20 protein-coding genes are annotated in these 22,231 nt (G+C 71.8%); 7 read left to right on the top strand and 13 right to left on the bottom strand.

The genetic code is table 11. From position 1 onward, the window contains the following. Positions 1–26: 26 nt before the first annotated feature. Positions 27–1,208, bottom strand: coding sequence for an NAD(P)/FAD-dependent oxidoreductase (locus tag A3CQ_RS0134875; RefSeq protein ID WP_020515589.1), 1,182 nt, complete (start codon positions 1,206–1,208; stop codon positions 27–29). 112 nt (positions 1,209–1,320) lie between these two features. On the opposite strand from A3CQ_RS0134875, the gene A3CQ_RS0134870 reads away from it, so the two are divergent. Genes A3CQ_RS0134870 through A3CQ_RS0134860 form a run of 3 tightly spaced genes read left to right on the top strand, consistent with a single transcriptional unit; the run spans position 1,321 to position 5,716 of the window. Continuing rightward, entirely contained in the window at positions 1,321–2,073 is a 753-nt protein-coding gene (locus A3CQ_RS0134870) for an IclR family transcriptional regulator (protein ID WP_020515588.1), read from the top strand. A 47-nt stretch (positions 2,074–2,120) separates the two neighbouring features. Beyond that, positions 2,121–4,562: a GcvT family protein gene (locus A3CQ_RS0134865; RefSeq protein WP_026206544.1), complete on the top strand. Its 2,442-nt coding sequence runs from the start codon at positions 2,121–2,123 to the stop codon at positions 4,560–4,562. Between the two features lie 14 nt (positions 4,563–4,576). After that, positions 4,577–5,716 carry an aromatic ring-hydroxylating oxygenase subunit alpha gene (locus A3CQ_RS0134860; protein WP_020515586.1) on the top strand — a complete coding sequence of 380 codons (1,140 nt, stop codon included), beginning with the start codon at positions 4,577–4,579 and terminating at the stop codon, positions 5,714–5,716. A 328-nt stretch (positions 5,717–6,044) separates the two neighbouring features. Here A3CQ_RS0134860 and A3CQ_RS63225 read toward each other — a convergent pair whose 3' ends face one another. The 9 genes from A3CQ_RS63225 to A3CQ_RS0134815 form a co-directional block, all read right to left on the bottom strand. Further along, positions 6,045–6,665, bottom strand: coding sequence for an integrase core domain-containing protein (locus tag A3CQ_RS63225; protein WP_084699357.1), 621 nt, complete (start codon positions 6,663–6,665; stop codon positions 6,045–6,047). Beyond that, the gene (locus tag A3CQ_RS63220) at positions 6,665–6,892 is read right to left on the bottom strand and encodes a hypothetical protein (RefSeq protein ID WP_245577469.1); all 228 of its coding nucleotides are present in this window, start codon (positions 6,890–6,892) and stop codon (positions 6,665–6,667) included. The genes A3CQ_RS63225 and A3CQ_RS63220 overlap by 1 nt, the downstream gene beginning before the upstream one ends. Positions 6,893–7,123: 231 nt before the next feature. After that, entirely contained in the window at positions 7,124–7,384 is a 261-nt protein-coding gene (locus A3CQ_RS55145) for a transposase (RefSeq protein WP_020515583.1), read from the bottom strand. A gap of 145 nt (positions 7,385–7,529) precedes the next feature. Further along, on the bottom strand, positions 7,530–8,564 hold the full coding sequence (locus tag A3CQ_RS0134840) for an ABC transporter ATP-binding protein (RefSeq protein ID WP_020515582.1): 1,035 nt from the start codon (positions 8,562–8,564) through the stop codon (positions 7,530–7,532). Further along, the gene (locus A3CQ_RS0134835) at positions 8,561–9,391 is read right to left on the bottom strand and encodes an ABC transporter permease (RefSeq protein WP_020515581.1); all 831 of its coding nucleotides are present in this window, start codon (positions 9,389–9,391) and stop codon (positions 8,561–8,563) included. The genes A3CQ_RS0134840 and A3CQ_RS0134835 overlap by 4 nt, the downstream gene beginning before the upstream one ends. After that, entirely contained in the window at positions 9,379–10,281 is a 903-nt protein-coding gene (locus A3CQ_RS0134830) for an ABC transporter permease (RefSeq protein ID WP_020515580.1), read from the bottom strand. Before A3CQ_RS0134830 ends, A3CQ_RS0134835 begins: the two co-directional genes overlap by 13 nt. Before the next feature lie 2 nt (positions 10,282–10,283). Continuing rightward, complete coding sequence (locus tag A3CQ_RS0134825) at positions 10,284–11,393, bottom strand: ABC transporter substrate-binding protein (protein WP_020515579.1); 1,110 nt, start codon at positions 11,391–11,393, stop codon at positions 10,284–10,286. Positions 11,394–11,592: 199 nt separating this feature from the next. Further along, positions 11,593–11,985 (bottom strand): VOC family protein, encoded by a 393-nt coding sequence (locus A3CQ_RS0134820; protein WP_020515578.1) that lies wholly within the window; start codon positions 11,983–11,985, stop codon positions 11,593–11,595. Positions 11,986–12,085: 100 nt separating this feature from the next. After that, positions 12,086–13,684, bottom strand: a complete 1,599-nt coding sequence (locus A3CQ_RS0134815) for an alpha/beta hydrolase (RefSeq protein WP_020515577.1) — start codon at positions 13,682–13,684, stop codon at positions 12,086–12,088. A 265-nt stretch (positions 13,685–13,949) separates the two neighbouring features. Between A3CQ_RS0134815 and A3CQ_RS0134810 the strand changes: the two genes are divergently transcribed. From A3CQ_RS0134810 to A3CQ_RS0134800, 3 genes are read left to right on the top strand one after another with little or no spacing between them, the layout of a single operon-like run. Next, on the top strand, positions 13,950–14,471 hold the full coding sequence (locus A3CQ_RS0134810; protein WP_020515576.1) for a SigE family RNA polymerase sigma factor: 522 nt from the start codon (positions 13,950–13,952) through the stop codon (positions 14,469–14,471). Continuing rightward, a complete protein-coding gene (locus tag A3CQ_RS57990; protein ID WP_020515575.1) occupies positions 14,461–15,360 on the top strand; it encodes a hypothetical protein in 900 nt (299 codons plus the stop codon). The genes A3CQ_RS0134810 and A3CQ_RS57990 overlap by 11 nt, the downstream gene beginning before the upstream one ends. A 53-nt stretch (positions 15,361–15,413) precedes the next feature. Continuing rightward, a complete protein-coding gene (locus tag A3CQ_RS0134800) occupies positions 15,414–15,866 on the top strand; it encodes a hypothetical protein (protein ID WP_063713632.1) in 453 nt (150 codons plus the stop codon). A 39-nt stretch (positions 15,867–15,905) separates the two neighbouring features. Here A3CQ_RS0134800 and A3CQ_RS0134795 read toward each other — a convergent pair whose 3' ends face one another. Further along, the gene (locus A3CQ_RS0134795; RefSeq protein ID WP_020515573.1) at positions 15,906–16,907 is read right to left on the bottom strand and encodes an NAD(P)H-dependent glycerol-3-phosphate dehydrogenase; all 1,002 of its coding nucleotides are present in this window, start codon (positions 16,905–16,907) and stop codon (positions 15,906–15,908) included. Between the two features lie 44 nt (positions 16,908–16,951). Further along, on the bottom strand, positions 16,952–18,973 hold the full coding sequence (locus tag A3CQ_RS0134790; RefSeq protein ID WP_245577468.1) for a prolyl oligopeptidase family serine peptidase: 2,022 nt from the start codon (positions 18,971–18,973) through the stop codon (positions 16,952–16,954). 91 nt (positions 18,974–19,064) lie between these two features. Between A3CQ_RS0134790 and A3CQ_RS55135 the strand changes: the two genes are divergently transcribed. Next, a complete protein-coding gene (locus A3CQ_RS55135; protein ID WP_169516331.1) occupies positions 19,065–21,740 on the top strand; it encodes a helix-turn-helix transcriptional regulator in 2,676 nt (891 codons plus the stop codon). Here the strand turns inward: A3CQ_RS55135 and A3CQ_RS55130 are convergent. Beyond that, positions 21,694–22,107 carry a group I truncated hemoglobin gene (locus A3CQ_RS55130; RefSeq protein WP_020515570.1) on the bottom strand — a complete coding sequence of 138 codons (414 nt, stop codon included), beginning with the start codon at positions 22,105–22,107 and terminating at the stop codon, positions 21,694–21,696. The genes A3CQ_RS55135 and A3CQ_RS55130 overlap by 47 nt on opposite strands. Positions 22,108–22,231 lie beyond the last annotated feature (124 nt).

Raw genomic sequence — 22,231 nt, 5'->3', positions numbered from 1 at the left:
CTCCATGGCTGGCGGGACGGTGCGGGTCAGGGCGCGGCGGTTGGTACCGGGCCCGGTGCGCGCAACTGGCGCCGCCACCGGGTGAACAGCTTCGGCTGGTTCATGCCGAGGACGGCGACCGGCCGCCCGTGGCGCTCGTAGACGGCGAGGAAGCTGCGCTGCTCGGCGTCGCCCTCGACGATCCGTACGGTGTCACCCTCCTCGCGATGCCCGGCGAACTGAAGGCGCACGCCGTACTGGTCGGACCAGAAATAGGGGACGTCCGGACGGTCCGGCGCGCGCCGGGAGCCGGCCAGCAGGGTCGCCACCGCCGTCGCGGGCTGCTCGAAGGCGTGGGTCCAGTGCTCGACGCGGATGGCCCGGCCGGCGTGCCGGTTGAAGGACATCGCGCAGTCGCCGGTGGCGACCACGGCCGGCACATTGGTCGCGCCCCCTTCGTCGGTGACCACGCCGCCGGAGATGTCCAGCCCCGAGCCGGCCAGCCACTCCACATTGGGCCGGGCGCCGATCGCGACCAGCACGACGTCGGCCGGCAGGCGGGTCCCGTCGGTGAGCTCGACCGCCTCGGCCCGGGCCGCCCCGATCAGGCGGGTGACCGCGACCCCGGTGAGCAGCCGTACGCCGTGGTCGCCGTGCAGGCGTGCGCACAAGGCGCCCATCTCGGTGCCGAGGGGGCCGGCGAGCGGGGTCGGGAGAGTCTCGACGACCGTGACCTCCAGGCCGAGGGAACGGGCGCTGGAGGCGACCTCGGCGCCGATGAAGCCGGCCCCGATGACCACCAGCCGGCGGGCGCCCAGCAGGGCTGCGCGCAGGGCGATCGCGTCGTCGAGGGTGCGGAGCGTGTGGACGTTCGCGAGCCCGTCCGCACCCGGCAGACGCCGCGCCCGGGCCCCGGTCGCCACGATCACGCCGTCGGCCCGGATCTCCTCGCCGTCGTCGAGCACGATGCGGCGGTTGGCGGGGTCGAGCCGGGCCGCCAGGGTGCCGAGCTTCCACCGTACGTCCAGGTCTTCGTCGGGGTCGGCCAGCGCGAGATCCGGCGCCGAGCAGTCCCCGGTCAGGAAGGCCTTGGACAGCGGCGGACGGTCGTAGGGCGGATGACGCTCGGCCCCGATCGCGACGATCTCGCCGGTGAAGGACTGCCGGCGCAGGGCGCGCGCGGCATTGAAGCCCGCGATTGCGGCGCCGACGATCGCGATCCTGAGCACGTCACCGCCCCCATTGTTTCGTTGTGTAACACGAAACAGATCTTGAGATACGCAACAGCGTGCCCGCTGGTCGGCCGATCGTCAAGGGCAGGTGGTGGATTATTGTTGCGCCATGAGCAACGTGCAGTCCGTCGACCGCGCGCTGAGCATCCTGGAGATCCTGGCCCGCCGGGGCGACGCCGGCGTCACCGAGATCGGCAAGGAACTCGGCGTGCACAAGTCCACCGCGTTCCGCCTGCTCGCCGCCCTGGAGACGCACGGGTTCGTCGAGCAGACGGAGGATCGTGGCAGCTACCGCCTCGGGTTCGGCATCGTCCGCCTGGCCGGCGCGATCACCGCCCAGCTCGACCTGAACCGGCAGGGCCAGGATGCCTGCGAACGGCTCGCCGCCGACCTCGGCGACACCGTCAACCTGGCGATTCTCGACGGCGACCGGGCCGTGAACATCAGTCAGAGCCGGGGCGCGGCCGCCGTCGCCAGCCACAACTGGATCGGTCAGCAGACCCCGCTGCACGCCACCTCCAGCGGCAAGATCCTGCTCGCCTTCGGCCGGACGAGCGTCCTGGCATCCGTCTTCGCCGAGCCGCTGGAGCGGTTCACCGCCGCGACGGTCACCGACGTGGCGACGCTGGCGGCCGAGCTGGACCGGATCCGGGAGGTGGGCTGGGCCTGCACCGCGGAGGAGTACGAGATCGGCCTGAACGCGGTGGCCGCGCCGGTCCGTGGCGCCGACGGCTCGGTGGTGGCGGCGCTCAGCGTCTCCGGCCCGGCCTACCGGCTGGCCACCGAGTCGTTCCCCGGGATCGCGAAGCGGGTGATCGAGGCGGCGGACGAGGTGAGCGAGCGGATGGGCCACGTCCGCTAGGCGCGAAGTGTTGTGCTGAGCGCAACGCGCATCGTACGGTGCAACTCATGACCAGATCCCCTCGGGTGGTCGTCATCGGCGCCGGCGTGGTCGGCAGCGCGCTCGCGGACGAGCTGACCGAGCGCGGATGGACGGACGTGACCGTGGTCGACCAGGGTCCGCTGTTCGCACCGGGCGGTTCCAGCTCGCACGCCCCGGGCCTGGTGTTCCAGACCAACCCGTCGAAGACCATGACCGAGTTCGCCGCCTACACGGTCCGCAAGCTCAGCGGCCTCACGCTCGACGGCCGGTGGTGCTTCCGGCAGGTCGGCGGCCTCGAGGTCGCCACCACCGAGGCCCGCTGGACCGACCTCAAGCGCAAGCACGGCCTGGCCACCTCGTGGGGGGTCGAGGCCGCGCTGCTCGGCCCCGGGGAGTGCGCCGCGCTGCATCCGCTGCTCGATCCCGCGGCGATCCGCGGCGGCCTGCACGTGCCGACCGACGGGCTGGCCAAGGCGGTGCGCGCGGTCGAGGCGCAGGCCCGGCGAGCCATCGGGCGCGGCGCCCGCTTCCTCGGCGGCCACACCGTCGTCGGCATCGGCCGGGAGGACGGCCGGGTCACCGGCGTCGAGACCGACCACGGCTTCCTCGCGGCCGACATCGTCGTCTGCGCGGCCGGGTTCTGGGGACCCCGGATCGGCCGCATGGTCGGCCTCACCGTTCCGCTGCTGCCGCTGGCCCACCAGTACGCCATCACCGGGCAGGTGGCCGCGCTGGCCGGCGTGAACGACCCGGTGCTGGAGGCGGGCTCGCCCATCCTGCGCCACCAGGACCAGGACCTGTACTACCGGGAGCACGGCGACCGCCTCGGCATCGGCTACTACGGGCACCGGCCGATGCCGGTCGACGTCGACGACGTTCTGCCGCCGGCCGAGGCGCCCGTGATGCCGAGCGTCCTGCCGTTCACCGAGGACGACTTCGCGCCGGCCTGGCGGGAGAGCGTCGCGCTGCTGCCCGGCCTGTCCGGCACCAAGGTGGAGGAGGGCATCAACGGCATCTTCTCCTTCACCCCCGACGGCTTCCCGATCATGGGGGAGCACCGCGAGCTGTCCGGTTTCTGGGTGGCCGAGGCCGTCTGGGTGACGCACTCGGCCGGCGTCGCCCGCGCGATGGCCCAGTGGCTGGTGGACGGCCGTCCCGAGACCGACGTGCACGAGTGCGACCTGCACCGCTTCGAGCACGTGCAGCTGGCCCCCGACTTCATCGAGGAGCGCGGCAAACAGAACTTCATCGAGGTGTACGACATCGTGCACCCGCTGCAGCCGATGGAGCGCCCGCGCCCGCTGCGCACCAGCCCGTTCTATCCGCGGCAGCGGGAGCTCGGGGCGTACTTCCTGGAAGGGGCGGGCTGGGAACGGCCCTACTGGTTCGAGTCCAACGCCGGTCTGCCGGCCACCGTGCCGCCGCGCGATGAGTGGTCGGCGCGGTACTGGTCGCCGATCGCCGCCGCCGAGGCCGCCGCGACCCGGCAGCGCGTGGCGATGTACGACATGACCCCGCTGAAGAGGCTCGAGGTCAGCGGTCCGGGGGCGCTCGCCTTCCTGCAGGGGCTGACCACCAACAACCTCGCCAAGTCGATCGGGTCGGTCACGTACACGCTGATGCTCGGCCACGACGGCGGTGTGCGCAGCGACCTGACCGTGGCCCGCCTCGGCGAGAACGTCTTCCAGGTCGGCGCCAACGGCCCGCTCGACGAGGACTGGATGCGGCAGCACCTGCCCGCCGACGGGGTCTCGGTTCGCGACATCACCGCCGGCACGTGCTGCGTCGGCCTCTGGGGGCCGCTCGCCCGCGACCTCGTCCAGCCGCTGACCCGCACGGACTTCTCGCACGCCGCCCTGAAGTACTTCCGCGGGACGCACGCCTACCTCGGCGAGGTTCCGGTCACCGCGCTGCGGCTGTCCTATGTGGGTGAGCTGGGCTGGGAGCTCTACACCTCGGCCGACCTCGGGCTCAAGCTCTGGGACACGCTCTGGCAGGCGGGCACGTCGCTGGGCGTGGTCGCGGCCGGGCGCAGCGCCTTCAACAGTCTCCGGCTGGAGAAGGGCTACCGGGCCTGGGGGATCGACATGACGACCGAGCATGATCCGTACGAGGCCGGTCTCGGCTTCGCGGTCCGCATGGACAAGGGGGACTTCGTCGGCCGGGCCGCGATCGAGGGACGCTCGGAGGAGACGGCCCGGCGCCGGTTGACCTGCCTCACGCTCGACGACCCGGCCGCCGTGGTGATGGGCAAGGAGCCCGTGTTCGCCGCGGGATCCCCGGTCGGCTACGTCACCAGCGCCTCGTACGGCTACACGATCGGCCGGACCGTGGCCTACGCCTGGCTTCACGGCGAGCTGGCGGTGCCCGGCACCGCCGTGGCCGTCGAGTACTTCGGCGAGCGGCTGCCGGCGACCGTCGCGGCGGAGCCCCTGTTCGACCCCCAGATGGAACGCATCCGCCGATAACGCGAGGTGTCATCGTGACCGCAGTCAGCCTGCCCCCGAGCCTGATTCCGACCCTGCCCGGGCGCTACTACACCGATCCCGAGATCTTCGCGCGCGAGCAGTCGCGGATCTTCGAGACCATGTGGTTCTGCGCGGTGCGGTCGAGTGACCTGCCCAACCCCGGCAGCTTCCGCACGGTGCGGATCGGGCGGGAGAGCGTCCTGGTCGCCCGGGGCCGCGACGGCGCGCTCCGGGCGTTCCTGAACATCTGCCGGCACCGCGGGGCCACGCTCTGCACCGAGGACAGCGGCGAGGTCAAGCGGGCCTTCCAGTGCGCGTACCACGCCTGGACCTACGGGCTGGACGGCAAGCTGGTCGCCGCGCCCAACCTCACCAAGATGCCGGACCTCGACCGCACCGAGTACGGGCTGGTCGGCCTGCACCTGCGGGAATGGCTGGGTTATGCCTGGGTGTGCCTGGCCGACGAGCCGCCCTCGTTCGAGGAGGACGTGCTGGGCGCCGTCAGCGAGCGCCTCGGCACGGCGGCGGCGATCGACGCGTACGAGATCGGCGACCTCGCGGTCGGCAAGCGCATCACCTACGACGTACGGGCGAATTGGAAGTTGATTGTCGAGAATTTCATGGAGTGCTACCACTGCGCGACGATCCATCCCGAGCTGACCGAGGTACTTCCCGAGTTCGCCGACGGCTACGCGGCGCAGTACTACGTCGGGCACGGCGCCGAGTTCGGCAGCGAGATCAGGGGCTTCACGGTCGACGGCGGCGAGGGTTTCGCCAATCTGCCCGGTATAACCAACGAGCAGGACCGGCGGTATTACGCCATAACCATCAGACCGCAGGTCTTCGTCAACCTGGTGCCCGACCACATCATCTTCCACCGGATGTACCCGCTGGCGGCCGACCGCACCGTCGTCGAATGCGACTGGCTCTACTCGGCCGAGGTGGTGGCGTCCGGCCGCGACGTCTCCCGCTCGGTCGAGCTTTTCCACCGCGTGAACCTCCAGGACTTCGACGCCTGCGAGCGCTGCCAGCCGTCGATGAGCTCCCGCGCGTACGCCCGCGGCGGCGTCCTGGTCCCGTCCGAGCACCACATCGGAGCCTTCCACGACTGGGTGACCACCAAACTCAGCGCCCCCGACAGCCAGCGCCCGTGAGCTTCCCGCAGGGGCGTGGACACCGGGTTATGCCGCGATTGGCTGGGTGAGGGTAGTTGTAGAAGGCGATCCAGGCGGCTGCCTCACGCAGGATCAGCTTCTCCAGCTGCAGTCCGGCGACCTGCGCCGCATCTCCGCGTCCTTGTCCGCCGGCGTCGCCGGGATCTGCCCAGCCTCGGGCCGGCGTCGGCGTTTGTTCACGTCGTTGACCGGCCGCCGCGTCCCGCTTGAGCTCGGGTGTGAACGTCGATGGACGTCCCAACGGGGACACCCGTTCCTCTGGACATCAACGCCCAGTTTCAAGGTGTCCGCTCCTCCGGGTGGAGGATCACGGTCGCGGCGCAGGGTGGGCTGCGCGCCCCCCTTTGCTCTGCTCACCTATGCGCACCGGAAACGAGCCGGCGTTCGTTTTTCGTGCGCATAGGTAAGCAGAGCAAAGGGCGCGCCATGAGCTTCCACCCGGGGTGTGGACAGCGGGTTGTGCCGCGATCGGCTGGTTCACGGTGGTGGTTTGGAGTTGGTGTTCGTGGTCGGCGGGGCTGTGGTGGCTGAGGGCGGAGTGTCGGCGGCGGTGGTTGTCGTACGCGATCCAGCGGAACACGTCGCGGCGGGCGTCAGCGTCGCTGGCCCAGGTCTGGTGGTTGACGTCCGGTTCGCGTTTGAGGGTGGTGAAGAACGCCTCGGCCAGGGGATTGTCGTAGCTGGTCGCGGTCCGGCTCATCGAGCGGCGGATCCGGTGCTGCTGGCGGGCTCGGGCGAACTGGCTGCTGGTGTACGGGGAGCCGCGGTCGGAGTGGAAGATCACCCCGGGGACCTGGCCGCTGCGGGCGGCGACGGCGGCCTCGAGGGCGTCGGTGATCAGCCGGTCAGCCGGCGGGAGGCGATGTCGATGACCGTGGCCAGATGCAACCAGTCGCCGGCCACCGGCAGGTAGGTGATGTCCCCGCATCAGCGTTGGTCCGGTCCGGTGGCGGTGCAGTCGCGCCGGATGGGGTCCGGCACGCCCGCCGCGGCCGGGCCGCCGATCGTGGTGTGCACCGTGCGGCGCTGATGCGCCCCGATGATCCCGCGCCGGCGCATCATCCGCTCGACCCGCTTGCGGTTGACCAGCACCCCTTTGCGCACGTAGTTCGGCGGTGGCCCGTGGTGACCCGTAGGCGCCGCGAGACTGCTCATGAACCGCCCGGATCTGCCCGGCCGCGACGTCGTCCGCGGCCGCGCGTGCCTGCCGGGCGGGTTCGGCGTTGACCCACCGGGAGAAACCGGCGGCCGACACCGCCAGGACCTGGCACAACCGCTTGGTGCCGTACTCGGCTCGAGGGGCGGAGATGAACCGGAAGCGGCCGGTCACCGATCCATCTCCTTCGCGAAATACGCGGCCGCCTTACGCAGGATCTGTTTCTCCTGCTACAACTCGGCGACCTGCGCCCGCAACCGGGCGATCTCCGTGTCCTTGTCCGCCGGCGACGCCGGAACCCGCTCGTCCGCCTCCGGTGCCTGGCGGCGTTTGTTCACCCAATTACGCAAGGTCTCGTTCCCCACGCCGAGCTCCCGGGCAACCTCATTGACCGCCCGCCCGGACGAAAGCACAAGGTCAACCGCGTCCCGCTTGAACTCGGCAGTGAACCTCGGTGGACGCCCCAACGGGACACCCCTCTCTCTGGACATCAACGCCCAGTCTCAAGGTGTCCACACCCTCGGGGGAAGCTCACCACCATCGGTCGGGGTGCGTGTCGTTCGTGGGCGGCACGGCGCGAGCGGCTGCGGAGTGAGGGATCAGCGCTTCGGCGGGCCTGCCCTTGATCTGCTTTGGTCAGTCGGTGTCGAGGACCACGGGTACGGGACGGAGCTCGATGCGGACGGGGGTGCCGGCGGCCAGTTCGGCGAGGCGTCCGCTGGCCACCTGGGCCACGACCAGCCGGTCGGCGACCGACACGGTGACCCGGCTGGTGGGGCCCAGGAAGCTCACCGTGAGCACTCGGTGCGGGCCGTCGGCGTCGGGCAGCACCTCGACGGACTCCGGGCGCACCAGCGCGGCCACGTCGGGACCCCGGCCGGCCGGCGACACCAGTGGCAGGCGGGTGCCGAGGACGACGACGCCGTCGCCGTCGACGCGTCCGGGCAGGCGGTTGCTCAGACCGACGAAGTCGGCCACGAACGCGGTGGCCGGCTTCTGGTAGACGTCCGCGGGCGAGGCCAGTTGCTCGAGCCGGCCGGCGCGCATCACGCCGACCCGGTCGGCCATGGCGAGCGCCTCCTCCTGGTCGTGCGTGACGAACAGCGTGGTCGTGCCGACCTCGGTCTGGATCCGTTTGATCTCGTCGCGCAGCTGCACGCGAACCTTGGCGTCGAGGGCCGACAGCGGCTCGTCGAGCAGCAGCACCTGCGGCCGGATGGCGAGAGCGCGGGCCAGCGCCACCCGTTGCTGCTGTCCACCGGAGAGCTGGTGCGGATAGCGGTCGGCGAACGCCCCGAGCCCGACCAGCTCCAGCATCTCGGCCGCCCGCCCGGGCATGCGGCGGCGGCCGCGCAGCTTGAGTCCGAACTCGACGTTGTCGAGGGCGGTGAGATGGGGGAACAGGCTGTACGCCTGGAACACCATGCCCATGTCGCGCCGGTTGGCCGGCAGCGAGGTGACGTCCCGTCCGCCGACCAGCACCTGTCCGGCGTCGGCGTCCTCGAGCCCGGCGAGCACACGCAGCGCGGTGGTCTTGCCGCAGCCGGACGGCCCGAGCAGCGCGACCAGCTCGCCCGGCTCGATCGCCAGGTCGAGCCCGTCGAGCGCATGCAGACTGCCGAAGGCCTTGTGCAGCTCCTTCAGGCGGACGGCGACACCGGACTCGTTCACGGGGACTCCTTCGCGGTGGACAGGGGCGCCGCCTCGGACCCGCCGCGGCGTCCGCCGCCGATCAGGGACAGCAGGAGGAGCAGGACGAACGCCAGGAACAGGGCCGCCAGCGAGACGGCCACCGACATCGTGGCGCTGCTCTTGCCGAGGAAGTTGATGGCCACCTGCACATTGGTGCGGTTGAGCAGCGAGGCGATGGTGAACTCGCCGAGCACCAGCGCCACGGTCAGGAACGCCGCGGAGAGCACCGCGGACCGGATGTTGGGCAGTACGACCCGCCACATCACCGTCGCCCACCCCGCGCCGAGGCTGCGGGCGGCCTCGGCGAGCGTGCGCACGTCGATCGCGGACAGCCCGGCGTCGATCGCGCGATAGGCATAGGGCAGGACCAGGATCGTGTACGCGAAGGTCAGGGTCAGGGACGAGCCGCCGAGGAAGTACGTGACCCACGCGTACACCGGGGCGAGCCCGACCACCAGCACGATCGCCGGGATGGTCAGCGGCAGCAGGCAGATGAACTCGACGAACCGCCGCAGCCAGGGCAGCCGGAGCCGGACCCAGATCGCGGTGGGCACCAGCAGCACCAGCATCAGCAGCGCGGTCAGGGCGGCCTGGCCGAGGGAGGCGACGATGCCGGCGGACAGGTCGGGGTAGGTCGCGCTGAGCCGGGGCCAGTCGACCAGCAGCCGCCACGTACCGCCGCCGTCGCGCGTCGTGAACTCGAGCATGGCGACCAGGGGGAGCAGGAAGAACACGCCGAGGACGAGCAGCACCGTCCAGCGGAACGCGCGTTGCCGGCGGGCCCGGCGCGCCGTCAGCCCAGCCATCGCACGGTTCTCCGTTGCAGGAGCGCGTACAGCGTCATCACGACCGAGACCACCACGACCATGCCGAGCGCCATGGCCTTGCCGAGGTTCTGCTGGCCGAGCACGACCTCGCTGGTCAGCGCCGTCCGGATCTGCAGCGGGATGATCGGGTTGCCCTGGCTGATCAGGGCGGCGGCGGTCGCGTACGCGGAGAAGGCATTGGCGAACAGCAGGAGCGTGGAGCCCAGGAAGGCCGGGGCGAGCAGCGGCCCCGCGACCCGGGTCCAGTACTGCCACGTGGAGCCGCCGAGGCTCTCGGTCGCCTCGCGCCACTGCGGGCGGATGCCGTCGAGCGCGGGCAGGAACACGATCACCATCAGCGGAATCTGGAAGTACGTGTAGACGAGCGCCAGGCCCGGCAGCTCGAACAGCCAGACGCCGTTGGCGTAGATGTTGATGCTCAGGTGCTCCTGCAGCCAGATGGTGACGAAGCCGGAGAGGCCGATCGTGGCGAGGAAGGCGAACGCCAGGGTGACCCCGCCGAACTGGGCGAGCACGCCCGACGCGGCCGTGACCACCCGCCGCAGCACCCCACCGGGCTTCGCCGTCACCAGCGCGTACGCCAGCAGGGCTCCCAGGACCGCGCCGATCGCCGCGGTCACCGCGGACAGCAGGATGCTGCGGCCGAACGCCTCCAGGATGTACCGGTCGCCGAGCGCGGTCAGGTTGGACATCGTGAAGCCGCCGTCGCCGGCGAACGCGCCGATCACGACGACCAGGGTGGGCACGACCAGGAAGATCGCGACGTACGCGAAGAACGGGACGACACCCAGCAGGCTGCGGGCATGGGCCAGGCCCCGGTTCCTGGGCGCGGACGCCACGGGAACCGGGGCCTCGACGACGTCGGCCATGGTCAGCCGATGGCCTTCTGCCAGTTCGCGGCCAGGTAGTCCTTCGCCTTCGTGGTCTGCTCGTCGGTCAGGAACACCGGTGTGCCCTCGACCTTGGGCAGGGCCGCGAACGCGGTCGCGTCGATCGTGCCGGCCTTCTGCATGGCGTCGGCGCGGACCGGCCGGGCGCTGCCCTTGAGCCAGAGGTTCTGGCCGTCGTCGGAGTAGAGGAATTCCTCCCACAGCCGGGCGGCCGCCGGGTGCGGCGCGTCCTTGTTGATGGCCTGCACGTAGTACGAGCCCAGCACCGCGTTGGCCGGGACGACCGTCTTCCAGTCCATCTTGCCCTTGAGCTTGGCGCCCTGGGCGACGTTCAGGTAGTCCCAGTCGATGACGACGGGCGTCTGTCCCGACTCGACGGTGGCCGAGGTGGGGTCGACCGGCAGGAAGTTGCCGGCCTTCTTCAGCTTGCCGAAGAAGTCGACGCCGGGCGCGATGTCGTCGGCGGAGCCGCCGCTGCCCAGCGAGGCCATGACGACGCCGGAGAACGCCGCGCCGGCCTGGGTCGGGTCGCCGTTGAGCGCGACCTTGCCCTTGTACTCGGGCTTCAGCAGGTCGGCGATCGACGTCGGCGCGGGCACCTTGGCGCTGTCGTAGCCGATCGACATGTAGCCGCCGTAGTCGTTGACCCAGGTCCCCTTGGCGTCCTTGAGGTTGGCCGGGATGTCGCCGAACGTGGCGACCTGGTACGGCGCGAACAGCGCGGTATTGGCCGTGGCGACCGCGCCACCGAGGTCGAAGACGTCCGGCGCGCCGCCCTGTCCCTTGAGCTGACCGGCGGCGTTGATCTCGTCCTGACTGGACCCGTCCGGCTGCGCAGAGTTGACCTTGATCCCGTACTTGTCGCCGAACGCCTTGATGATCTCGCCGTAGTTCGCCCAGTCCGGCGGCAGCGCGATGACGTTGAGCTGGCCTTCCTTCTTGGCCGCCGCGACCAGCGCGTCCATCCCGCCGAGATCGGCCGCGCTCGTCGCGGTGGCCGCACCGGAGGCGCCCGATTCGGTCTTCTTCTCGGGCGGCGAGCACGCCGTCAGTGAGGCAAACGTGGTGGCTGCCAGCAGAGCGATCGCCATACGCCCAGGAGTCCGCACAATTCCTCCCTCCGGGCGGCCGGCGCATGACCGGCCACCTCCGGGTGGATCGTCGATGCGCTGAGTAGAGGGATGGCGACGCTGAGGCATCGATCAGGTCACGAGAGCAACGGCATTCATTCCGTACGGATGAAGCGCCCGTGCCACCGCGCGGTCCTGAGCCCGCTCCGGGCCGGCCTGGTCAGCCCCGGAACTGGCGAAGTGGAGACCGGTCGCCGACGGACCACCGGTGGCCGAAGGGATCGGTGAAGCCACCCTGCCGATGATTGCCCCACGGCGTGCGATGATCCTCGATTCTCGCGCCGGCGGTCGCACCGGCGGCGACCGCGCGCTCGATGACGCCGTCGGGGTCGTCGGTGAACATCTCGACGCGCACGCTCGTGACGCCCGCCCGGCGGGGATCGACCTCGGCGGGATTCTCGGGGTTCACCTCGTGCAGAAAGAACGGCGCACCGCCGATCTCGAGCCCGGCCACACCGCCCAGGTCCCACAACTCCGTCGCGCCCAGCGCCGCCTTGTACCAGGCGATCGCCGCGTCGGCGTCCGGCACGATGAGCATCACCGAGATCGCCATTGGTTGCCCTCCACTCATCGAGCTGATCTCTGAGAGTCTGCGGCGGCGGACGGCCCGGCAGTCCGTGGAGACTCCCGGGCCGGTTGGCGCCGTTTGTGCGTTACCGCACGGTGGGGGCCGCGTTGCGCAGCATGGCCTTGATGCTGCCGCTGCCGGTGGTGGCCAGGGACTTGGCCGCCGCGGCCGTGGGGTTCGGCTGCGGGACCGGGTCGCACTGCTTGTCGGAACGGTTGCCGTGTACGCGGTTCGGCAGGGCGCCGTTGTCCAGGTACGCGGCGATCGTGTCGTCGGTGCAGGCTACGCCGCTCAGGGAGCCGGCGTGCGTGGTGCCGCCGACGCCCTCGATGAGAACGGAGCGGGGGAACCGCTTGCGGATCTCGATGGCGCCCGGGTACGGCGTGGCGGCGTCGTTGGTCTCGCTGATCAGCAGGATCGGCGGAACCTTGCTGCCGTTGACGTTCACCGGCTTGCCGACGTCACCCTTCCAGAACACGCAGGGCGCGTTGAACCAGGCGTTGCCCCAGGTCGTGAACGGATACTGGGCGTGGAGCCGCCAGTTGTCCCGCTCCCACTTGTTCCAGTTGGTCGGCCACTGCACGTCCGTGCACTCGGTGCCCAGGTAGATGGCGTAGCCGTTGTCCGCGCCGGGGCCGGGCTCCGGGTAGAGCGCCAGCAGGCCGGAGGCGTCGCCCTCGTTGACGTACGCCGAGAACGCGGTGGCCACGTCCTCCCAGCCGTACACGTAGTAGGCGGCCGAGAGGAAGATGTCGGTCCACTCGTCCGGGCCGATCTTGCCTTCGGCCGGCGACTTGCGGAGTTTCTGCAGCGTGGCGTAGTACTTGGCCTTCACGGCCTTGCCCGTGGTGCCCAGGTGGTACACCGCGTCGTACCGGGCGACCCAGGTGAACCAGGTCTGGATGTTCTTGTCGAACTGGACGTCCTGGTCGAGGTTGTCGCCGTACCAGACACCGCGCGGGTCGACGACACCGTCGAAGACCATCCGGCGGACCTGGTTCGGGTGCAACGTCGCGTACGCCTGGCCGAGATATGTCCCGTACGAGAAGCCGTAGTAGTTGATCTGCTTCTGGCCCAGCGCCTTGCGGATGCTCTCCATGTCGGCCACGTTGTCGGTGGTCTTCAGGTGGTTGAGCAGCGCGCCGCCGGCCCGGGCACACGCCTGTGCGTACGCCTTGGACCTCGCCAGCCAGGTGTTCTCCAGCTGCCTGGTGACCGGCACGTAGTACGGCCGGTTGTAGCCGGCGACGTTCCCGTCACAGGCCAGCGACGGCACGCTGGAACCGACGCCGCGCGGGTCGAACCCGATCCAGTCGTAGTCGAGACCGACGCCGTTCGGGATCGCCGGCTGCAGCACCGAGTAGATCAGGCCGGATCCGCCCGGTCCACCCGGGTTGACCAGCATGACGCCCTGGTAGTCGGCGGCCGCGGACTTGTGCAGGACCCGCGAGACGGCGATCTTGATCTTGGTGCCGCCCGGATGCGCGTAGTCCAGCGGGACGATCACGAAACCGCACTGGGCTCCGCGCGCGTTCAGTGTTGCGTTGGTGCAGGTGCCCCACGAGATCGGGGGCGGTTCGTAGCTGGGGGTACCGCTGTGGGCCTGCGCCGCCGACGGGATCATGCCGCCGCCGATCACCAGCCCGACAGTCGTGGCGACGGTAGCCGCCAGGAGTCGTTTCATGCCATGCCCTTCGTTTCCGGTTCTACTCCCGTATCGAGTGCGGGCGGGCAGGGTGACCCCGCCCACCCTTGGGCGATCATCGGAGACTATCCATCCAGGCAAGGCGATGCGCCTGTCCGTTAGGACAAACTTCAGGTACCAGGTTGTTGACCCCATCGGGGGTCGGTGAGCACTCTCCGTAGTTCTCGGCGCCATTCAGGCCGGTCGCTGCAACCGGCCGTGGCCGGGCGCCGTGTCCTGAAGTGTCGAGGGAGAGGCGGAGGGGATGCGGAACGCGGACGGGTTCGACGAGTTCTACCGGATGACCTCGTCCCGGATGCTGCGCTACGCCTATGCCCTGACCGGAGATCTGGGCGAGGCGCAGGACCTGCTGCAGGAGGCGTACGTACGGGCCTGGCTGCGATGGCGGCGGCTGGCCGGGTACGAGCAGCCGGAGGGCTGGGTGCGTCTCGTGCTCACCCGGCTGGCCACCGACCGCTGGCGGCGACTGCGGGTGCGCGGGCTGGCGCTGGCCCGGACCGAGCCGCCGGGCGACATCGGGCCGCCGAGCGAGGACACGGTGCTGCTGGTCGGCGCGCTCCGCCGGCTGCCGGTCGACCAGCGGCGGGCGGTGGCCCTGCACTACCTGTGTGACCTCTCGGTCGACCAGATCGCGACGGAGACCGGCGCGGCGACCGGAACCGTGAAGGCGTGGCTGTCCCGGGGCCGGGCCCGGCTCGCCGTCATCCTCGGCGACCTCGCGCTGGAGCCGAACGACCTGATGCCGGAGGCGAACGATGTCGGCTGACCTGGACCGGATGTTCTCCGCGCTGCGCACGGACACGGACAACGCCATGCTGCCCCCGGCCACCGAACTGCGCCGCACCGCTGATCGGCGTCGCCGGCGCCGCGCCGTACTCGGGCTGGTCGCGGTCGTCGTGGCGGTGGCGGGCGTGTCGGCCGGCGCCGGGGTGATCCTCGCTGACCCGTCTCCGCCCGTGCCGCCGTCGTTGACCCCGGTGCCGTCGATCTCGGTGCCGTCGCCGGCCCCGACCACCGGCTCTCCGTCCACTCCGGATTCGACCGGCTCGGCGGTGGTCCGGCCCGGCTGCGACGAGGTGCAGGTTTTCCCGTACGACGGGCCGCGGCCGGCCGGACCGGCACTCCCGGCCGGGCTGATGCTGCGCGCCACCGACTTCGGCCGCTGTTTCGTTCAGACCGCGGACGTGCCCGGGTACCCGGTGCCGGACCGGTCCCAGGGCGAGACCGCGGCACTGGACCTGTGCCGGGCGGCCGACTACCCGGCCGACGCGAAACGCACGGCGGGCCGGCTGCGCACGTTCACCGGCGGCCCGGAGGTCTCCGGGTACCAGACGGTGGCCCGGTTCCGCGACGGCGGGGCGGCGGAGCTGATGAGTCAGGTCCGGGCCCGGGTGACCGGGTGCGGGCACTACACCCTGCCGGCAACGCCCGGTGACTGGCGGACGTCGATCGTGGCGTCCGGTTTCGCCGGCGACGAGAGCATGCTCGTCTACGTCGGCGCGGGCCCGCCGGGAACCTATCCGGGCTGGTACTACGGGGTGGCCCGGCGCGGCGACCTGGTGACGATCGTGGCGTCGACGTCCGACCTGGGCGGCGACCAGGCGCGAAACCGCGAGCTGACCAAGCAGGCGGTACGCCGGCCCGGCTTCGGCTGAGGCCGGCCGGCGGGCGAGCGCTCGGTCTCGTATCCCGGTCCTACCCTGATCGTATGGAAGCTCGGAAGATCAGCGTGTGGCGATCTCGTTACAGCGTGACGGACCGGGGCCGGGAGATCGCCGTGTGGGACAGCTCGGTCTGGAAGGGCGGCGGCGAGTTCCAGCTGGACGGGCGGCGCTTCCGGGTCCGCTCCAACGCCTGGCACAACAAGTACACGATGATCGACGACGCCGAGGCGGTGGTCGCGTCGGCCGACCGGGTGGGCCGCAAGCGGTGGACCGTCGAGGCCGCCGGTCAGACCTATCATTTCCGGCGCAAGTCCTTCTGGGGCAGCGAGCAGGAACTGGTCCTCGGCGAGACCCGTGTCGGCTCGGTACGCAAGACCAGCTTCTGGGGTGGCGACATCGCCGTCGAGCTGCCGGCCCTCACGCCGGCGCTGCAGGTGTTCGTGCTCGGCGTGGTCATCAGCATGTGGAACACCGAGGCCGCCGCGGCGGGTGGTTGAGGCCCCCAAACGGAATCTGCCGCCGCCCGAAATCGATCGTCACCCGGGCTCGGACTCGTGCCCGGCCGGGTGGGCACGCAACAGGCCGTCGTAGGCCCGCTCGGCGGTGATGTCGCCGGTGACGACCCGGTGGATCGTGCGGGTGATGGGCATGGCCAGCCCGTGCTGGTCGGCCAGCCGGACGGCGGCGTGAACCGTCTTGACGCCCTCGGCGACCTGCCCCATCTCGGCGAGGATGTCGTCGAGGCTCCGCCCGCGGCCGAGTTGCTCGCCGACGTGCCGGTTGCGGCTGTGCGGGCTGATGCAGGTCGCCACCAGGTCACCCATCCCGGCCAGCCCGGCGAGCGTGGCCGGCTCGCCGCCCATCGCGACGGCCAGGGTGGTCAGCTCGGCCAGTCCGCGGGAGATCACCCCGGCCCGGGTGTTGTCGCCGACGCCGAGGCCCTGAGCGATGCCCGTGGCGATCGCCACGACGTTCTTCAGCGCGCCACCGACCTCGCAGCCGATCACGTCGTGGTTGGTGTACACGCGCAGCAGCCCGCGGCGGAACACTCGCTGGATCTCCGCGGCGACGGTCAGATCTTCGGTGGCGATCACCGTGGCCGCCGCCATGCCCGCCATGATCTCCTTGGCCAGGTTGGGGCCGGTGAGCGCCGCGGCCGGGTGTCCCGGCAGCACCTCCTTGATCACCTCGGTCATCCGCGACAACGAGTCGCGTTCCAGGCCCTTGCTGAGGCTCACCACGGGGATCCACGGGTGCAGGTCGGGCCGGACGAGCTCGAGGGTGTCGCGGAACGCCCCGGTGGGCACGCCGACGACGAGCAGCTCGGCGTGGGCCGCCGCCTCGGCGAGGTCCGCGGTGGCCCGGAGCCGGCCCGGCAGCGGGAAGCCCGCGAGATACCGCTCGTTGGTGTGCTTGGCATTGACCTCGTCGGCCACGGCCGGACTGCGCGCCCAGATCAGCGACTCGTGATCCCGGCGGGTGAGAACGGACGCGACCGTGGTACCCCACGAACCCGCGCCCAGCACGGTGATCCGCATGGGTCCCCCTTCCCGGACAAGCCCTCCGAGAATACGGTGGCGGCCTATCCGCCGGGCCTAGGCGGCGTGAGTTTTCGCCAGAGAAATTCGAGCGTCAGGGCCCACAGGGTGGCGTGCTGCTCGTTGTCGGCGGCGCCGCCGTGGCCTCCTTCCACGTTCTCGTAGTAGGAGACGTCGTAGCCGTACTCGCGGAGCCGGGCGGTCATCTTGCGGGCGTGAGCGGGATGGACCCGGTCGTCGCGGGTGGAGGTGATCAGCAGGGTCGGCGGGTAGGGCCGGCCGGGGCGCACCGCGTGGTACGGGGAGAACGACCGCAGGTGGGACCACTCGGTCTCGTCGTCGGGGTCGCCGTACTCGGCTATCCAGGACTTGCCGGCCAGGAGTTGGGTGTACCGGCGCATGTCGAGCAGCGGGACCGTGGCGACGATCGCGCCGAACAACTGCGGGTAGCGGGTCAGCATGACGCCCATCAGCAGGCCGCCGTTGCTGCCGCCCTGGATGCCCAGCTCCGCCGGCGTCGTGATGCCCCGGGCGGCCAGATCGGCGGCGACCGCGGCGAAATCCTCGTACGCCCGGGGCCGGTTCTCCCGTTGTGCGGCCCGGTGCCAGGCGGGGCCGTACTCGCCGCCGCCGCGGATGTTCGCCACCGCGTAGGTCCCGCCGCGGGACAGCCAGCTGCGGCCGATGACGCCGTCGTAGCCGGGGGTCATGGAGATCTCGAAGCCGCCGTACCCGGTGAGCAGGGTCGGCCCGGCCGTGGCGCCGCCCACGACGAAGTACGGGACGCGGGTGCCGTCGGCGGAGACGGCGAAGAACTGCCGCACCTCCATGCCGTCCGCGTCGAAGGCCGTGGGTTCCCGTTTCAGCAGCGTGACCGCACCGCCGACGGTGCCCAGGCCGAGCGAGGGCGGCCGGAGGAAGCCCGTCGAGGAGATCAGGTACGAGTCGTCGTTGTCGGGGTCGGTGTCGACTATCCAGGTGTGGTCGAACTCGTCCGGGGAGGGCATCGGGCGCCGCCGCCAGTCCGCCGGGTCCGGGGTGAGGATGTCGATCCGGGTCTTCACGTCGGTCATCGTGACCAGGAGCAGATGGTTGCGGGTCCAGGTCCAGTCGCTGAGGGAAGTGTGGTCGTCCGGGTTGAACAGGACGTGGAGCTCTCGCCGGCCGCTGAGGTACGGCTCGAACTCGGCGGCCAGCAACGCGCCCGGCGGATACGTCACGTCGCCGACCGTCCACGGCGACCGCGGGCGGATCAGCAGCCAGTCCCGGTGCACGTCCCACCGGGCGTCGGCGGGAACGTCGATCCCGACCGGGTCGCCGTTCGCCGCGAGCAGGTAGAACTCCGAGCGGAAGAAGTCCAGGAACCGGCCGATGAAGTCGCGCTCGTACCCGGGCGTCGGATCGTGGAAGGCCCGCACCGCGACGTCGTCGGCGAGTCCCTCGTGGACGAGCTCGGCCTGAGCCAGCGGGGTGCCGCGCCGCCAGCGCTTGACGACGCGCGGATAGCCCGACGAGGTCAGCGAGCCGGGCCCGAAGTCGGTCGCCACGAAGATGTGGTCGGCGTCGATCCAGCTCACGTCGGTCTTCGCCTCGGCCACGCGGAAGCCGTCCGCGACGAAGGCGCGCTCGCGCAGGTCGAACTCGCGGACCACGACGGCATCGGCGCCGCCGCGGGAGAGACTGATCAGGCAGCGGTCGTAGTCCGGGCGCAGCACCGTCACGCCGTCCCACGTCCAGCTCTCGCCCTCGGCCGCGTTGAGCGCGTCGACGTCCAGCAGGACGTCCCACTCGGGCTTGTCCAGCCGGTACTGCGACGGCGTGGTCCGCCGCCACAGCCCGCGCGGGTGGTCGGCGTCGGTCCAGAAGTCGTAGTAGAAACCGTCGCCACGCCAGCCGGGGTAGGGGATCCGGTCCTTGTTGTCGAGCACCTGCCGGATCGCGTCGCGCGTCGGCTCGAACCCGGCCAGAGCGGCGAACGTCTCCGCGTTCCGATCCGCCACCCACCGCCGGACCTCGGGAGAATCAAGAGCCTCGAGCCAGAGGTACGCGTCGTCCAGCACAGCCACCCCCGGGCGCGATCGGTAGCTCGACGATCGCACCACCGGCCGGACTTGCCAAGACGTTGTGCCGACATCCCGGACGCGGCATCCTGTGGGCGTGGCGCGGGGCGGACAACCGGCCCGGGCGTCGGCGACCGCCGTCGGCCGGTGGCCGTTCGTCGGCCGCACCTCCATTCTGGACTCCATCGGCGAGGCGCTCGGTGCCGGCCACACGGCGGCCGTGCTGCTCTACGGCCAGTCGGGGGTCGGCAAGACACGGCTCGGCAACGAGTGCGCCGACCGTGCGGCGGCCGCCGGGCATCCGGTGGCCCGGGTGAGCGCGAACCGCTCGCTGGCCCAGATCCCGCTCGGTGCCCTGGTCGCCCTGCTCGCCCCCGGCCGGGCCGGCGAGGCGGATCCATCCGGCATCACCGACGATTTCGTCAAGCTCTACGGGTACGCGCGGCGGGTGATCTCGGCGCTGGGCGATGGGCGCCGGCTGGTTCTCCTGGTCGACGACCTGCCGGCGCTGGACTCGCTCTCGGTCGCCTTGCTGGCGCAGCTCGTCGAGGCGGGCGCGGTCCTGCTCCTGGCCACCGTCCGCGACGGCGAGGCGGTGCCCGACGCCTTCCTCGGGCTGTGGAGCGGGGACCGGGCGCTCCGCGTGGACGTGCCGCTGCTGCGCCGGGGCGAGTGCCATGCCCTGCTCGGCGCGGTGCTCGGCGGGACCGTGAGCGCCAGTTGCGTGGCCGGCCTCTACCGGGCGAGCCGGGGAAACGCCTTGCACCTGCGCGAACTGGTGCTCGGCGCGCGGGCGGACGGCTCGCTCGCCGCGGTGAACGGCGCCTGGCGGTTGACTCGGCCGCCGGCCGCCACGGTGGCCCTGCGCGACCTGCTGACCATCCGGCTGGAAACGGTGACCGACCCGGCCGAGCGGGCGGTGCTGGAGCGTCTGGCCCTGTGCCATCCGCTCGCGGTGGACGAGTTCCCGGACGAGGCGGACCGGCGCTCGCTGGCCCGGCTGGACGAGATCGGCCTGGTCCGCCTGGACGAGTCCGGAGGCCGGATGGTCGCCGAGCTGTCCCATCCGCAGTACGCCGAGGTGGTTCGCGGCGGGCTGTCCCGGCTGCGGGCGCGAGCCCTGCTGCTGGAACAGGCCGAGCTGGCCGACCGGCGGCCGGGCGGCAATGTGGACGCGTTGCGGGTGGCGTCGTGGCGGCTGGCGGCCACCGGCACCGCCGATCCCGGGCTGCTGCTGCGTGCGGCGCGGCTGGCCCGGATGGCGCACGACTTCCCGGCGGTGCAGCGCCTGGCGGGTGCGGCGGCCGGCGCCGCCACGACGATGAGCGGTGGCGCGGAGCTGTTGCTGCTCCTCGGCGAGGCCCAGGGCGAGCTGGGCCAGCCGGACGAGGCGCTGTCGACGCTGACCCGCGCGGCCGGGCTGCCTGCCGCCCCGCCGGTCGCGGCCCGGCTCGCGGTGGCCCGGGCCATGATCCTCGGATATCACTGCGGGCGGCCGGACGACGCCCTGGCGGTGCTTCGGGCGGCCCGGCGGGCGCTGCCCGGCCAGGACGAGGTGCTGGCGTACGCCGCCGCCGGCCTGTTCGGCGACGCCGACGAGACCGCCGCCGCCCTGGCCGAGCTGGACAGCGTCGGACCGCGCGCCGGGCGGGGCACCGATTGGGCGATGGCGGTCGTGCCGGCACTGGCGACCGCCGGGCGCACCGACGAGGCGGTCGCGGTGGCGGCCGATGCCGTCGCCGAGTGGCACGGCCCGGGCCGTGGCGCGGCGCGGCACGCCAGCGAACCCCTGATGGCCCAGGCGCTGGCGCTGTCCGAGGACGGTCGTCTCGACGAGGCGGTCGCGGCCGCCCGGCGGGCCCTGGCCCAGGCGCTCGACGACGGGCTGGACCGCTCCGCCTGCGCGGCCGGGTCCCGGCTGGCCGGGGTGTACCTGCTGGCCGGGCGGCCGCGCAGCGCGTTCCGGCTGTACCGGGACGTGGTGAGCGGGGCGCGCTCCTACGGCCTCGACAGCCAGCGGCAGCTCGCCCTGTGCGGCCTGACCGTCGCCGCGGCCTGGCTCGGCGACGTGGCCGCGGCCCGGGCCGCGTGGACGGAGCTGCCCCCGGCCGCCGGGCCCGCCGGCGCCTGGCGGGTCGTCGCGGATGCCTGGCTGTCGGCCGCCGAGGGGGATCTCCGGACCGCGATCGGGCTGCTCGAGGCGGGTGGCGACGAGGCGCGGCGGCGCGGGCAGTCCACCGTGGCCGCGGCGCTCTGGCACGACGTGGCCCGGCTGGGACGGCCGGACCGGGCCGCTCCGCATCTGGTGGAGCTGGCCGCGGCCGGGCGCAGCCCGCTGGTGACGGCTCGGGCCGCCCATGCCACCGCCCGCGTCGAGCGGGACGTCGCGGGGCTCGTCGAGACGGTCAACGCCTTCGACGGCATGGGCGCGGTGCTGTTCGCCGCCGAGGTGGCCGCGGACGCCGCCCGGACCGCCCGGGCGGCCGGCTCGCCCCGGAAGGCCGCCGCCCTGCTGGCCCGGGCGACGGCGCTCTCCCGCCGCTGCGAGGGCGCCTGCACTCCCGCGCTTCTCGCCGCCGGCAGCGTCGAGCCTCTCACGGCCCGGGAACGGGAGATCGCGATGATGGCCGCCGCCGGCCTGCCGAGCCGGGACATCGCCGAGCGCCTGGTGCTGTCGGTCCGGACGGTCGACAATCACCTGCGCGCCGGATATCAGAAGCTCGGCGTCAGCTCGCGGGTGGAGTTGCGGGCGGCGCTCCAGCTGGCGAAATGACCGCTGCCCCCGGGCTCTCGACCACCGCCGTGCGCCACGTCTCGAGCCGCCGCACCAGCCGGTCGACCGCGGCCGGGGCGCTGCCGAGATCGCGCAGGGCGGTGGCCAGGTGGCCGATCAGGGCGTCGAACGCCTCATCGGTGATCTTCAGCCCGGCGTGCGCGGTGGCGACGTCCCGGCCGTTGAACAGGTTCGGCCCGCCGAGCGCGCCGGCGAGGAACGCCAGCTGGTGCGCTCGCAGCCGGGGCATGTCGACACCGGCGAACCAGGGCGCCAGCTCCGGGTCGGCCAGCACCCGCTGGTAGAGCAGATTGACCGCGGTCCGGAGCGTTGCCGCGTCCCCGATCTCGTTGAACAACGCGCCCATGGCACCTCCCACGATCGAACGAGCCTACTCAGCCGGACGCCTCGTCCACAGTTGAGTAAGCACTACTCAGGCCCCGCTTCGCGAGAACGGCGACGCTTTCCGTGGCGATCGACAGTCGCCGCAA

This window comes from Paractinoplanes globisporus DSM 43857 (assembly GCF_000379645.1).
Classification (GTDB): Bacteria; Actinomycetota; Actinomycetes; order Mycobacteriales; family Micromonosporaceae; genus Actinoplanes; species Actinoplanes globisporus.
Note: the sequence above shows the minus strand (reverse complement) of the source record. Positions and strands in the feature narration are given on the sequence as shown.

Coding starts and splice junctions, on each gene's coding strand:
- A3CQ_RS55145 (WP_020515583.1), bottom strand. CDS start 7,384: ATGTCCAGAGAGAGGGGTGTCCCGTTGGGGCGTCCACCGAGGTTCACT.
- A3CQ_RS0134870 (WP_020515588.1), top strand. CDS start 1,321: ATGAGCAACGTGCAGTCCGTCGACCGCGCGCTGAGCATCCTGGAGATC.
- A3CQ_RS0134865 (WP_026206544.1), top strand. CDS start 2,121: ATGACCAGATCCCCTCGGGTGGTCGTCATCGGCGCCGGCGTGGTCGGC.
- A3CQ_RS0134825 (WP_020515579.1), bottom strand. CDS start 11,393: ATGGCGATCGCTCTGCTGGCAGCCACCACGTTTGCCTCACTGACGGCG.
- A3CQ_RS57990 (WP_020515575.1), top strand. CDS start 14,461: ATGTCGGCTGACCTGGACCGGATGTTCTCCGCGCTGCGCACGGACACG.
- A3CQ_RS0134795 (WP_020515573.1), bottom strand. CDS start 16,907: ATGCGGATCACCGTGCTGGGCGCGGGTTCGTGGGGTACCACGGTCGCG.
- A3CQ_RS63225 (WP_084699357.1), bottom strand. CDS start 6,665: ATGCGGGGACATCACCTACCTGCCGGTGGCCGGCGACTGGTTGCATCT.
- A3CQ_RS0134830 (WP_020515580.1), bottom strand. CDS start 10,281: ATGGCCGACGTCGTCGAGGCCCCGGTTCCCGTGGCGTCCGCGCCCAGG.
- A3CQ_RS63220 (WP_245577469.1), bottom strand. CDS start 6,892: ATGAGCAGTCTCGCGGCGCCTACGGGTCACCACGGGCCACCGCCGAAC.
- A3CQ_RS0134820 (WP_020515578.1), bottom strand. CDS start 11,985: ATGGCGATCTCGGTGATGCTCATCGTGCCGGACGCCGACGCGGCGATC.
- A3CQ_RS0134815 (WP_020515577.1), bottom strand. CDS start 13,684: ATGAAACGACTCCTGGCGGCTACCGTCGCCACGACTGTCGGGCTGGTG.
- A3CQ_RS55130 (WP_020515570.1), bottom strand. CDS start 22,107: ATGGGCGCGTTGTTCAACGAGATCGGGGACGCGGCAACGCTCCGGACC.
- A3CQ_RS0134810 (WP_020515576.1), top strand. CDS start 13,950: ATGCGGAACGCGGACGGGTTCGACGAGTTCTACCGGATGACCTCGTCC.
- A3CQ_RS0134835 (WP_020515581.1), bottom strand. CDS start 9,391: ATGGCTGGGCTGACGGCGCGCCGGGCCCGCCGGCAACGCGCGTTCCGC.
- A3CQ_RS0134800 (WP_063713632.1), top strand. CDS start 15,414: ATGGAAGCTCGGAAGATCAGCGTGTGGCGATCTCGTTACAGCGTGACG.